The 13,532-nt window shown below is 26.0% G+C and carries 12 protein-coding genes; 7 read left to right on the top strand and 5 right to left on the bottom strand.

Going from position 1 to position 13,532, the window contains the following annotated elements; genetic code table 4:
- Positions 1 to 2,007 (top strand): NAD-dependent DNA ligase LigA, encoded by a 2,007-nt coding sequence (ligA, locus tag ACWXVM_RS02085; RefSeq protein WP_455994099.1) that lies wholly within the window; start codon positions 1 to 3, stop codon positions 2,005 to 2,007.
- Here the strand turns inward: ligA and ACWXVM_RS02080 are convergent.
- The 3 genes from ACWXVM_RS02080 to ACWXVM_RS02070 all read right to left on the bottom strand — a co-directional run bounded on the left by ACWXVM_RS02080 (position 1,993) and on the right by ACWXVM_RS02070 (position 5,056).
- Positions 1,993 to 3,348 carry an MAG0480 family ComEC-like protein gene (locus ACWXVM_RS02080; RefSeq protein ID WP_455994097.1) on the bottom strand — a complete coding sequence of 452 codons (1,356 nt, stop codon included), beginning with the start codon at positions 3,346 to 3,348 and terminating at the stop codon, positions 1,993 to 1,995. The two genes, ligA and ACWXVM_RS02080, sit on opposite strands and share 15 nt — an antisense overlap.
- Complete coding sequence (locus ACWXVM_RS02075) at positions 3,273 to 3,788, bottom strand: MAG0490 family ComEA-like DNA-binding protein (RefSeq protein WP_444705131.1); 516 nt, start codon at positions 3,786 to 3,788, stop codon at positions 3,273 to 3,275. Before ACWXVM_RS02075 ends, ACWXVM_RS02080 begins: the two co-directional genes overlap by 76 nt.
- Before the next feature lie 533 nt (positions 3,789 to 4,321).
- On the bottom strand, positions 4,322 to 5,056 hold the full coding sequence (locus tag ACWXVM_RS02070) for a YebC/PmpR family DNA-binding transcriptional regulator (protein ID WP_455994095.1): 735 nt from the start codon (positions 5,054 to 5,056) through the stop codon (positions 4,322 to 4,324).
- 92 nt (positions 5,057 to 5,148) lie between these two features.
- On the opposite strand from ACWXVM_RS02070, the gene holA reads away from it, so the two are divergent.
- The 6 genes from holA (at position 5,149) to ACWXVM_RS02040 (ending at position 10,508) form a co-directional block, all read left to right on the top strand.
- A complete protein-coding gene (gene holA / locus ACWXVM_RS02065; protein ID WP_455994093.1) occupies positions 5,149 to 6,132 on the top strand; it encodes a DNA polymerase III subunit delta in 984 nt (327 codons plus the stop codon).
- Positions 6,132 to 7,640: an alpha-amylase family glycosyl hydrolase gene (locus tag ACWXVM_RS02060; RefSeq protein ID WP_455994091.1), complete on the top strand. Its 1,509-nt coding sequence runs from the start codon at positions 6,132 to 6,134 to the stop codon at positions 7,638 to 7,640. The genes holA and ACWXVM_RS02060 overlap by 1 nt, the downstream gene beginning before the upstream one ends.
- Positions 7,641 to 7,703: 63 nt before the next feature.
- Positions 7,704 to 8,225, top strand: coding sequence for an MHJ_0274 family protein (locus tag ACWXVM_RS02055; RefSeq protein WP_455994089.1), 522 nt, complete (start codon positions 7,704 to 7,706; stop codon positions 8,223 to 8,225).
- Positions 8,212 to 9,075 (top strand): CDP-diacylglycerol--glycerol-3-phosphate 3-phosphatidyltransferase, encoded by an 864-nt coding sequence (pgsA, locus tag ACWXVM_RS02050; protein WP_455994087.1) that lies wholly within the window; start codon positions 8,212 to 8,214, stop codon positions 9,073 to 9,075. The genes ACWXVM_RS02055 and pgsA overlap by 14 nt, the downstream gene beginning before the upstream one ends.
- 208 nt (positions 9,076 to 9,283) lie before the next feature.
- Positions 9,284 to 9,436, top strand: coding sequence for a 50S ribosomal protein L33 (gene rpmG / locus ACWXVM_RS02045; protein WP_438340838.1), 153 nt, complete (start codon positions 9,284 to 9,286; stop codon positions 9,434 to 9,436).
- Between the two features lie 19 nt (positions 9,437 to 9,455).
- Positions 9,456 to 10,508 carry a M24 family metallopeptidase gene (locus ACWXVM_RS02040; protein ID WP_438340839.1) on the top strand — a complete coding sequence of 351 codons (1,053 nt, stop codon included), beginning with the start codon at positions 9,456 to 9,458 and terminating at the stop codon, positions 10,506 to 10,508.
- Between the two features lie 73 nt (positions 10,509 to 10,581).
- On the opposite strand, the gene ACWXVM_RS02035 is transcribed toward ACWXVM_RS02040, so the two are convergent.
- Together ACWXVM_RS02035 and ACWXVM_RS02030 are read right to left on the bottom strand one after the other, a co-directional pair.
- Positions 10,582 to 11,367, bottom strand: a complete 786-nt coding sequence (locus ACWXVM_RS02035) for a hypothetical protein (RefSeq protein ID WP_455994085.1) — start codon at positions 11,365 to 11,367, stop codon at positions 10,582 to 10,584.
- A 1,315-nt stretch (positions 11,368 to 12,682) separates the two neighbouring features.
- Positions 12,683 to 13,528 carry a deoxyribonuclease IV gene (locus ACWXVM_RS02030; RefSeq protein WP_455994083.1) on the bottom strand — a complete coding sequence of 282 codons (846 nt, stop codon included), beginning with the start codon at positions 13,526 to 13,528 and terminating at the stop codon, positions 12,683 to 12,685.
- Between the last annotated feature and the right edge of the window lie 4 nt (positions 13,529 to 13,532).

Here is a 13,532-nt window from a genome sequence, read left to right as displayed (position 1 = left end):
ATGAATGAAAAAGATTTTGAAACAAGAAAAAAAATACTAGAATTACAACAAAAAATAAGTCAATGAGATAAATATTATTATGATTTTGATAAACCGTTAGTTTCCGATGAAATTTATGATATTGAATTTAATCAATTAAAAAGATTGGAATTGCAATATAAACATCTTTTTTTAAAAGAAGAATTAGAGCAGTCGCCAACCAATAAAATTAATGCTAATGTATCTAAAAATTTTGCTAAGGTTAAGCATGATAAATCAATGCTTTCTTTAAATAAGGCATATACCATTGCAGAAATCCAAAAATTTATTGATAATATTAAAAAGGTAACCTCGCATTTTTCTTTTTTTATTGAACCAAAAATTGACGGGCTCTCAATTTCTATTAAATATAATCAAGGCAAGTTAATGCAAGCAGTGACAAGGGGCAATGGGTTAATCGGCGAAGATGTTACCAATAATGTTTTGCAAATAGATAATATTCCAAAAATAATTAATTATAAAAAGCCCCTTGAGGTTAGAGGTGAAATTTTTCTTCCTATTGATGAATTTAAGAAAATAAACGAAAAATTGCTTAGTGAAAATAAAACGGCTATGGCTAATCCACGCAATGTTGCTGCTGGTACTTTACGCCAATTGGACCCACAAATTGTGAAAGAAAGAAATCTTTCATCATTCTTATATTATGTTGTTGCACCGGAAAAACATAATATTCAAACTATGTATGAATCATTTGAATTTTTAAAAAAGTTGGGTTTTTGTGTTACAGAGCAATCAATCCTTGTTTCTTCCATTAAAGAAATAGAACAATTTATTGAGGAATTCAAGACTAAAAAGTTATTATTTAACTATGAAACTGATGGCATAGTCATAAAACTTAATGAGCTCAAATTTTATGATAAATTAGGTGAAACAGCAAAATTTCCTCATTCAGCAATTGCTTTTAAATATGAGCCTGATGTTGTTTCCACCATATTAAAAGATATTTTTATTACTGTTGGTCGGACTGGCTTAGTTACATATAACGCTTTATTGCAAGAAGTTGAATTGTCAGGAACAAAAGTATGTTTTGCAACGCTTAATAATTATGAATTTATTAAAAATCTAGATATAAATATTGGTGATGAAATATACATAAAAAAATCTGGTGAGATTATTCCATGCGTTATAGGTTTGGCTAATAAACATAATTTAGAGAAGCTAGAGCCATTTAAGGTATGCCCATATTGTAATAATGTTTTGCTATTTAATGAAACAGGGTTGGAACAATATTGTTTGAATCAAGATTGCCAAGAAATAAAAGTTAGAAAACTTATTCATTTTGCTTCAAAAGAGGCGCTTGATATTAATTCACTTGGTGAAAAAAATATCATATATTTTTACAAAAATGGTTTTATAAATAATATATTGGATATCTTTAATCTTTATAAACATCGTGATGAATTAATTAAATTGGAAAGATTTGGATATTTGTCAATAAACAAAATTTTAAAATCAATTGAGGATATTAAAACTAAACCACTTGAAAATTTGATATTTGGTTTATCAATCCCATTAGTCGGAAAAAGAACTGCGAATATTATTGCTTCAAAAATTCTAAAACTAGAAAATGCCTTAAATTTTAATTTTGAAGTGTTTAGAGATTTTTATGATTTTGGTGATAAGATTACTAAACAATTAATAGAATGATTCTCCAATGAAGAAAACATAAGTTTAATTAAAAAATTAATTGAACATGGTATAAATCCATCATATGAACAAAAAGTAATAACCAATATCCTAAATAATAAATCCTTTGTTATAACAGGCAAGCTTACAAAACCTAGAAGTTATTTTGAAAAACTTATTGTGGAAAACGGCGGCGAGGTACTTTCGTCTATTTCTGCTAATATAGCCTACCTATTAATTGGTGAAAAGGCAGGAAGCAAGCTATCTAAGGCGCAAAAACTTGGTATAACAATAATTAATGAAGATGATTTAAAATTAATGCTAAATTTATCAAACTCCTAACCTTAGTTGGTTATGGAGTTTTATTTTATAAGCCTTTAATAAGGCTATACTAAATATAAAGCACATTAATCATGATGTATCAAATTTTATGATTATGTTTGATTCACTAATTATGTCAATGAACGCATCAAATCAAAGGATGGTATTTTCAATAATGATATTTATCCTAAAAAATAGAAGTGTAATAATGTAGTTTAAGGAAATAATTGGAATAAACAGAAGTTGAATAAAAAAAGAAAAAATATTATAGTTTTTATTAAAAGTGTGAATTATTAAAGTGGAATAAATATGGGCAATTAAAAATACCGCAATTGTTTTGACAAAATATCCTTGTTTTGTCAAAACAAAAATTGTAATAAATATGGATAGTGTAATCAAAAATGATAAAATGAAAGAGTATGAAAACATTATAAATGGATTGTAAAAAACCATTATTAAACCCGTTATTACTAATAGCGCAATATTGTTTATTTTTTTGTTAAAAATAATTTTATTTAGATATGCTAATATTAAAAAGATTAAAGACCTTGTTGCACTTACATGAAATTCGATTGATATTAAATAAATAATCAATAGAGGAATAGCGATAAAATCTTCAATAAAATAGCCATTTTTAATTCTTCTAATTATTTTGGATATAAATAGATAAATTAAATTAAAATGAAATCCGCTAATAGTGAAAAAGTGAATAATATTAAGATCACTAAGCTTTTTATATATGTTATTAGCTTGATTATAATTGTTGAAAATGATGATATTAAGATAATCTATAACTGTGCGGTTTTTTGTGTTAAAAATTGATAATTTTTCATTTTTTTTAATAAATTCAATATTTGAATTAGTGAGATTAAAAAATAGCCTATTTGCAGCTTCAAACGAGCTTAAATTCTTATTTAAAATAAGTGTTCCTTTGATATGAAATGTATACTCATAGTTGTTCATAAAAGCAATATCTATAATGCTTTTGGTCTTAAAAACTTTAAAATAAGCATCCTTATATTTGAATATTAGATAGGCTTTATATTCTCTAATCATATTTAAATCATTATCTAATTTTATCCCGTCAATTTTTGCAAAAATTGACTGGTAAACTACATAGCTTAAAAAAATAATTGAGCTAAAAATGAAAAATGTAATTCAAAATTTAATGTTAAAAAAATTAAAAATGCAAATCATTATTAAAGCTAGTGAAATTAAAATAATTTCAATTCTCAATATTAGTATAAATATTAAAAAAGAACTGATGGACGATATTAATAGAATATCTATATATCTATATTTTCTGTTAATATTTGATAAGTTTTTTCACCAATGCCCGGTAGTTGTAATAAATCATCTCAATTCTTAACATTCCTTTCTTTGATATATTCAAAAACTTTTTTTGCAATGTTTGTTTTAATTCCTAAATTTATTAAAATTTGCAAATCATTGATATCTGTTATCTTTAATTTTTTATTTTTAGTAAAGGGAATAAAAACTCTTTCGTTGTTTTTTAACAACTGTGATTTATTTATCTTTTGTAAATCTGCACCACTTTTTAAAATACTTTCTCTTATTAAATCAAAATAATTTGCTCCATCCTTTAAAGTATATTCGCCCGGATATTCCACTGCACCTTCAATAAAAACAGTTATATAATTACTTTTAAAAGAAGATTTGTTATGATGTCATTTATCTATAATTTCTGTTTTAACTACAACGCCACTAATAAGTACAACTGATGAAATAATAAAAAATGAGGCAGTTAGAATAAATTTCTTTTTGTTTATTTTTAATTTCATAAATCAAATTTTTAATAATACACAAATGTTTTTATCTAATATGGGAAAAAATAAAGAAAGTATTAAGAAAATAAATCAAATCTCATAATAAACAAGCAATATTTAAAGAGAATAAATTTTGACATCTCGAATATTTTTTCCTCTTTAAATCATGTCTTTAAATTTCTTTTTTATTTTTCTAAAAATAAAGTTTTGGAAATAAACAGAAACATAATTAATAGCTTAGATAATAGAGGGATAGGATATTTTTTTCAATATTGAAATCCGAAATTTTTTTTAAGTTTCAACAAAGGATGTCGAAAAATGACTTTTTAACGATTATCAAGAAAAATCAAGGAGTTTGTAAATTAATATAATAACGAAGGAATTGCATTATAAAAAAATGCCCATATTAAGATTTTGTCAAGTCAAATTCTTAATATGAGCTAAACTGTCTGAAAAAATTTTACAAGTTTATTTTGTGCATTTTTAAAACCTTTCTCTTGGTATGAAAAAGGTTTTAAATATTAATAATTATTAAGTAGAACTAATTTTTATTCAATAGTTGTTGCATTATGTCAAACTTCCTGAACATCTTCATCATCTTCAAGTAAGTCGACGAATTTTTCGAGTTGCCCCATTTTTTCTTCATCGATTTCAACCTCGCTATTTGGAATATATGTAACTTCAGCAGTTGAATAGTTATCAATTTTTAGAATCTCATCAAGAGATTGTTTGACTTTTTGAAAATCTGATGGATGGGTAATAATAACATATAAGTCATCTTCAACCTTAAAATCTTCGGCGCCGGCTTCCAAAACGGTAGTCATTACTTCTTCTTCAGAAGCTAATGAAATTGGAAATTCAATTAATCCTTTTTGGTCAAAAACATACGGAACAGTACCTTGTTTTCCTAGCTGTCCATTATATTTATTAAAATAGTGTTTAATGTTAGATGATAAACGGTTAAAGTTGTTGCTTAAACAACTTACTACAAAATTTATACCACCAAAGGCTGTTCCTGAATATAGATATCCTTGAAAGTTAGCGCCTTCCTTTGAACCACCTGAAACTTTCGAGATTGCTTTTTCAATATTTGCTTTGGGCATCGATTTTGCCTTTGCCTTAGCAATTGCTAATTTTAGTGCTGGATTTGAATCTGGATCTGGGCCGCCAATTGTTGCTGCTACAATAATTTCTTTAGAAAATTTTTGAAACATTTGTGCTCTCTTTGAATCCATTGCAGCTTTATGATGTTTGGTAGTTGCTCATTTTGAATGTCCTGACATTTCTTTAATGCTCCAATCTTAAATAAATAAATTGTAAATAATATTAGTTTATTATACCAAAAAATGTCCTTATTATAATATAATAAATTAGTATGTACCTAATTAAAGGCAATGAAAATTTTTTGATAAATAAAAAAATTAATGAAATAATAAACAAAGAAAAAACTATTGAAGCAGGTGATATCGAGATAGTTAAATTTTATGATTTTTTTACATTAGAAGAATTATCAGATGCATTAAATAACAATTCCCTTTTTTTAAATAAAAAAATCATTTTATTTAAAAATCCCTTTATATTTAATATAAAAAATAAATATGTTAATGGTTCGTGTATTGATGAGTTTATAAAAATAATTAATGCATCACTAAGTGATGCTAATCTAATTCTTATTTTTACACAGGAAATAAATAAGTATGATAAATCTTTTTTAGCATCAAGAGCTTTTGCATTTATAAATGATAATAGCACTACTATTAATATCGAAAAAATTAGCGATAAGGAATTATTTTCTTTTGTTTATAAAATGATTAAAACAAAAGGTGGAACAATCAAGGATAAGGTCCTTATTGATTTGCTATCAATGCTACCACATAATCTAGAAATAATAGAATCAGAAATTGATAAATTGCTATTAATAAATAAAGATATAAGCGAAAAAATGATTAATGATAATAATTATGCAGTATCTAATAATATCGATTTTGCCCTAAGTGAGGCAATGTTAAAATGTCAAGACACAAAAACTATTATAAAAAAGATAAACGAACAGATTAGCTACGGGATTGAGCACAATTATGTGATATCGCAAATATCAGCAATATTGCTTAATGCAAAAACAATTGGAATATTAAAATCAATAAAATTAACTAATGATGAAATAGCAAAAATACTTAATATTCATATATATCGTGTCAAACTTCACTATGACTTTTTTAATAGAGTTGACATTAACACATTAAATCAGTTAATCATTGATTTAGCAAATATTGATCTAGATTTTAAAAAAGGAAACATTTTACCAGATACGCTTATTGATTTATTGAGTATAAAATTATTGAGATTAAGGATTTATTAATGGTTAATTTAGGTAAAAAAATCATCTTATATGAGCTAAAAGTTGAAAATTTTGTTGATACCAATGGAAGCAATTTTGGTGATTTTAAAGGGGTTATGAGTAAATTGGAGTATTTCAAAAATTTAAGTGTTAATGTTATATGCTTTGAAGATATTCTAAAACTATATGAAAATAGATTTGATCTTGGACTAATAAAAAAAAGGTATGGTTCAATTAAGGATTTTGCAAAGCTTGTTGAAACATTTAAAAATAATCAAATTGAAGTAGCTCCAATTATAAATTTAAAAGAAGTAAGACAAGCTTTTGTTAACTGAAATAATATGATGAGTTTATATAATTTGAATTATTATGAGTCAAATAGATACTTAACGAAATTAGATACATATTTAATTAATAAAGAATTTGAAAAAACATCATTATATGAGTTATCTGATTTTATTAAATATTTTGAATCAGTTTTAGGTTTCTACTTGCAACTTAATGTATCAACTGTTATACTTGATAATTTTGAATTTCTTGCTTTTGAAGGCTTAAAGGAGGAAGAAAAATTAAAATTTATTAATGATTTATATAAGATTATCAAACGTAAAAATAGCAATATTAATGTAATTTTTAAAACCAGTAATAATAACTTCAAACTATATAAAAAGATGCTAATGGTCGACAATAAATGCCTAGATTATTTGTATTTAACTTGAATGTCTGTTATTGGCAATAATGATGCATTAAAAAAACATTTCAAGAATAAAATGAGTTTTAAATCCTTATATAGATTTGTAGCTAATTTTAAAAATCATTCAAATGTGATATTATCATTCGGCTCTGATTTATCAGGTCGTTTCTTTTCTAAATGAGCTAATGAAAAGGCTTACCTAAATGAATCAACAAAAAGTTTCTTTGTATTTTTATATAGTGGCAATCATTCAATAGGTTTTTATTATGGCGATGAAATAGGTGTCTTGCGCGCTAAATTCAACCAACGTTTCACATTTAACAATGAAGATTATAATGAGGAAAAAAGATTTCTCCAATATAAAAATATAAGTTTAAATGAATATCATAAATATAATTGTTATTTCAATAAATGATCGTCTTATATTCAAATGCCTTGAAATGGACAAAAAATAAAAAGTAATGAAAATACTAATATTTTTTACCCAATTAATTTAGAAAGTAACAATGTAGAGGAACAAATTATTAATAAAGATAGCACAATAAACTTTGTTTATTTCTTGAATAAACTCTCTTTAAATTCCAAATTTTCTTCTTATTTCATAAAGGGTGTATGAAATATTAAACAAAGTCATGGTATATTTAAATTTAGCAAAAAACTTAACGAACAGAGGATGGTATTAATTACAAATTTGACATCAAAGCATCAGAAGATAACTCCACTTTATGGTTATAAAATTTTAGCAAGTTCATATGCTAATAAATTCTACTCAGAAATTCCAAAAGAACTCAACCCTTTTGAAGCTTTGATTTTATATAAGACAAAAAACAATTAACATTGTTTTGTAGTTTGGATGATATTAATATATAATTTTTAAAATATAATTAAGGAGAAAAATATGGGTAATGGACAAACTATTGTGTATGTCTTGCTCGCAATTATTTTAGTACTTATAATTGCTTATATCGCTTGAAAAGTTACAAAAAATAAAAGAGCAAAAAGAAAAGCAGCAAAATTAGAATATAAAAAGAATGCTGAAACATTGGCGTTATATTATGAATATATTATGACTTATAAATATGTCATTGATTTTAGTATGAAACAGTTAGAGAAATTTGATGCAAATGAATCCCAATTTAAAATGGGACAAATTAAAAACGGTGTAAAAAAATTGCTAACCAAATTAATTAATAGAGAGGATTTTGCATATTCTTTCCAAAACGATGAGAAGTATACTCTATTTGTAGAACACGCTGAAAAATTAACAATAACTCAGCCAAATTTGTGAACTAAAAAAATTAATGATACATTAGATTTTTTTGAAACTCAGTATATTGGCATTCCAGAAGATAAGAAAAATATAGCATTAGAAGAAAAGACAATTAATGCTATTGAGAGTCAATTTTATGAAGAAGATTAAAGATATTAAAAAAAGCAAAAATAATAGCCCACACATAAAAAAATTTGGTATTGCAAATTGACTAACAGTGTTGAGAATAATATTAATGATTCCTTTTATATTTTTAATGTCGTCCGCTTTCTTTTTAATTATTAAACACAATGGAACATTTTGATATGATGGAATTAAAATTGTTGGTAATCAAAAATACTCTATAACTTTATCAATCATATATTGATTAAATGTCTCAATATTTATTATAGCAATGGTGACTGACTTTATTGACGGACATATAGCCCGAAAAACAAAAACTATTTCACAATTTGGTAAGATTTTTGATCCAATTGCAGATAAGATTGCGACAATAATGATGTTGTTATTTATATCAATAATGAACTACTCGTTCTTGCCAATTGTTGTTTTGTTTATCATCCGTGATATTTTGGTTGATGGTGCGAGAGTTTATGCCGTAAAGAGGGACATTAAAGTAGCAGCAAATTGGTGAGGTAAGATTAAAACCATTATTGTCTCACTTGCAATTATTACAATAGCATTTAGTGCACCATGATTTACTAATTTTGATAATGATTTAGGTAAATATGTTTCAAATGATAAATATATTCTTTATGTTAATATCCCTTTAATTGTTGGTCTTATTTTGTCATGGATTAGCGGCATTATATATTTAGTTAAGTATTTGAAGGGAATAACCAAGCAATATCTTGAAGACATTTCGAAAAAAAATAATGACGATATCAAGAATCTTGATATAACAAAAGATAATATTATTATTGAGCCAATCCAAGGTGATAGTATAGAAAATAAAGATATAGAGCAAAAAAATAATTCAGAACAAATATCACATAATTAATCGCTTGTTAATAGTTAGCAATAGCAATAAAAAGTTATGTTATTAAATAATTTTTTAAAAAATAATTAATCATTTTTTTATGTTATCCTTAACATATTAAAAAAAGCAAATTAATAGCAAATTATAATATAATTTATAATTATTTTAAAATACATAATGTTATTTAAAGTATTCAAAAATTAAATATTTTAAAAAAGAAGGAGAAAGTATGCCAAGAGAAGGTTTAACATTAAGATGTGAGTCATGCAAAATGGAAAACTACATCACAAAGAAGAATAAAAAGTTGCATCCAGAAAAAATGGAAGTAACAAAATATTGTCCAAAATGTAATGAACATACAAACCATAAAGAAAAAAAATAAATAGAGTTTAGGAGTTAAAATGCTAAAACAACAAATAACCAAAATTTTCGAAGAATTGAAGCTAGATGCAATTATCTCTGAGGCGCCTCAAACAAGATTATGATATGCTGGTATTCAGACAAGCGATGGTTTTATTGTAATTGAGAAAGAAAAAGCCTTTTTATTTGTAGATGGTAGATATATTGAATATGCAACTAAATTTGCAAAGAATGTTGAAGTTATTTTATTGGAGTCAGGAGAAGAAACACTATCGAATTTTCTAAACAAGAAAAAATATTCTAATGTTGGTATTGAATCAGATTATTTACATGTTCAAACATTTGAATATTTTAAAAAAATGATGCCAAAAGCAAAATTTCATAATGTAAAAGGAAAACAATTTAGAATAATAAAAGACCAAGAAGAATCCGATTACATCCAGGAAGCTTGTTTAATTTCATTGCAAGCATTAGAGGAATTAAAGAAAATTTTAGTTGAAGGCATGACTGAATTAGAAGTATCAAATAAACTTGGATATTTAATGCGCCTTTTTGGTGCTGAAAAAGAAAGCTTTGAAACAATCGTTGCATTTGGTACAAATGCTGCCGAACCTCATCATCATCCAACAAATCGTAAATTGGTTGATGGCGATATTGTTAAAATTGATTTCGGAGCGCAATACAATGGTTGAGCTAGCGATATAACAAGAACATTTTTCTTTGGAAAACCCAAGTCAGCTGAATTAGTTTCGATTCTTGATGTTGTTAGCGAAGCTCAAAAACTTGGCCGCGAAGCTGTAAAACCAGGAATTGAAACATCTGAGATTGATAAAATTTGTCGAGAATATATACAATCAAAAGGATATGGTAAATTCTTTACTCATTCAACTGGCCATGGTGTAGGAATCGATGTGCACGAACTACCAGGAGTTGGCAGAAGAACAGGCAATGTGGTATTAGAAGAAGGAATGGTTATCACGGTTGAACCCGGGATTTATGTAAAAGATTTGGGCGGGGCTCGTATTGAAGATACAATCCTTGTTACCAAAAATGGTTCTAAGATCTTAAGCCGCCCTGAAAATTACGAAGAATAATTGAAGTAATTTTAAAAGCAAAGGTAACAAACCTTTGCTTTTAAATTTTTTTATTGAGATTTCTTAAAAGATATTAAAGTTCAACCTTTTGACCATCAATAATTAATTCTACAAGACGAATTGATTGAATCTTATGGGTAGCTGATTTAATTTCACTATTTAAAGAAAAATCAAAAGTGAATTTATTATTAAATGAATTTATTCTTTTGTTAGTTAAGGTTAATTTCTGTGATGTAAATTTTTGCGACGATGTTTCGAAGGCGTTAACAACAATTGTTATTGTAGCTATTTTATTAAAATATGAATCATTATTTGTTTCAAATTCAATAGTTAATTTATCATTTTCAAATTTTCCACCATAACTCTTGAAATCAGTATCTTTTATCTTTAAACCGTTTGTTTGTCTGCTAAATTCTTCCTCACCAATAGTTGCGCTTCCAAAACCCAATAATTCAAATGTTGGCGGTGTTTGGTATTCTTTTGGTACATCAGCCTGTCCGAAAATCTGGCGATTAAAGTCCTCTAATTTAATGTTTTCTTTATCATATCCTAGCAATTCGAAAGAAGATGGAACATCTGAAGATTCATTTTTTTTATGTTCTTCATTCTTTTCTTGTTTTTCTTGTGATTCATTATTTGAATCATCTTTAGTTCCTCCGGTATCGGGAGTTGTTTTATCGGGTTTACTCTTATCAGGCATTTCTTGTTGAGGGGTTTTTGTTTCTGGGTTTTCTGGTTTCTTTGGTTCAGCTGGTTTTTCTGGTTTTTCTGGTTTAGCAGGATTTGCACATGATAGAGCTATAACCGGTGTTGCCAAAGCAGGTAAAAATCCTATAAAAAGTAATTTGCTTTTTTTCATTTTTCTCCTTTAAATACTATTTTGATGTAAGTATTTTACATTTTTTTTTTTTTTTTTGATAATTCTCATCAAATCAATTAATGATCAATGGTGTTTGTAAATAACGCATAGGGTATGAATGAGTAAATATGGAAGCTAGCAGAATTAAATAAAAATTGGTATTACAGAACAATAAAATAAATTAAAAACATAAATAGTTTCTTTTTTAAATACAAAAAGTAAAAAAATCCATTCAGCACGTAAATGATGATTTTGTTAGCAAGAAATTGATACATGCTAAGAAATAAGAATAGGCAGAAATACTATCTACTAATTAGAATGTAAATGGTTTTAGCCCTGATGTTACTAATTTAATTAATATTTATCTCAATGAAATTCTTTTAAGATAAAAATTAGAAGAAATAGGCGAGGCACATTGCTATAATGGCGAAGTATAAATTAAATTCTAAAGGTGTTTTCATTGGACTAAGCAATACAAAAGAGAGTTGTTGGTTTTGATGATATTCAAAAAAATAATAAGAGCACATAGATCAAGTGATTTTAAATCTATTATGATTGAAGAAGAATATTCGGCTTTTAAGTGTTTAGAAAATATCCTTAGATAAAAAAAGGGGGTAAATTTGATAAATATATTTTAATCCTTATTAGTAAAAACCACGAAATATAATAATGCAACTTTGTTGTTAAACAACTAAAAACTAGCTATAAATAAATTTGTCGCATTTCAAAGAACAGACGTTACTTTATTTATTGATAATAAAGAATTTAGAGGTTCAATACTAATGTTATTAGATGAGATACTTCATTTTTCTAGTTTTCCTAATAAAAAAATATCTCCTCCTCTGTAAGATTTGATTGAGACAAATTTTTAGATATATTAAAAAGGTAAAATAAACAATTGTTAATTGCTATTGTCATAGAGATTAATATTGTACATTAAGCGAAGATATGAAAACTAAATTTTATAACAATAGATCTTAAATTTTCTCTTTCAAATAGTTTGTCCGAAGGTTTACATTAGAAAATATTAAAATATGTATGCTCACAAAAAAAGAAATGAGATAATTATCAGTACTTTAAATAAAATTGAGTTTAACAAAAACTATGCGCCAAGTTTTAGGCGCATAGTTATAAAATGTGTTGTTTTTAAGAAGCGACTCAAATACTATATTTCTAACAATGGTGCAATTATTACCTTTTTTAGCAAAAAACTATGAAGAAAAAATTTGAAACTAGATGTTTAAAATAGGATAGAAAAAATTTTAGATTTAGTCAAAGATAATAGACAAATTACAAAAAGCGATCTTAATGATATTTAAAATAAACTAGGCTCTGTGTTATCTAATAATAAAGCAATTTCTTCTTTATAAGGCGCTAAGTCGCCAATATATGGTGTTTCTAAAATAATGGGTATATTATCAAAATCGGGATCATAAACAAATTTTTTTAAAGTTTCTAAACCAATATACCCCTTTCCAATATTATCATGGCGGTCCTTCTTAGAACCCAGCGGATTTTTTGAATCATTTAAGTGAATAATTTTTATATACTTTAAAAAATCGTTGTCTTTTAAATATTTTTTAAAATTATCATAATCCCTAATATCATATCCAGAATCCCATATATGACATGTGTCAAGGCATATGGCAACTCTGTCAGATTTAATTTTCTCAATTATTTCTTTTAATATTTCAAAATTATTACAATAATTGCTTCCATTACCAGCCATAGTTTCTAAGGCGATTGTTACATCATTAGTTTTTGCTAAAACTGTTTTTAATGAATAAATTAAGCTACTTTTAGCTTCTTCTTTGCTAAAAGTAGTATGTGCGCCAGGATGCAAAACAATTATTTTAGCCCCTATAAAATTCATTCTTTTAATTTCAGAGATTAAAAAATCAATCGCAAACTTATTTTTTAGCGGGTTTGAAGGATTAATGATATAGGGTGCATGAACAATAATATCATCGGATTTAATTTTATCTGCATAAAATTTATTGTACTCATCATACTTGTAGTATTTTTCTTCAACGCGATAAGGGGATTGATTTGGCCCGAGATAAATCATCATGCAGTTAGCATTATTATGATGTGATTCACGTGCAGCGCCTAATAGATAGTCCGATTTTGAAAACGAGACATGACTGCCCAACTTAATCATTTTT

The organism is Mycoplasma sp. 2261 (assembly GCF_053851575.1).
The sequence above is the reverse complement of the archived record's forward strand: the minus strand, read 5'-3'. Positions and strand labels throughout refer to the sequence as shown.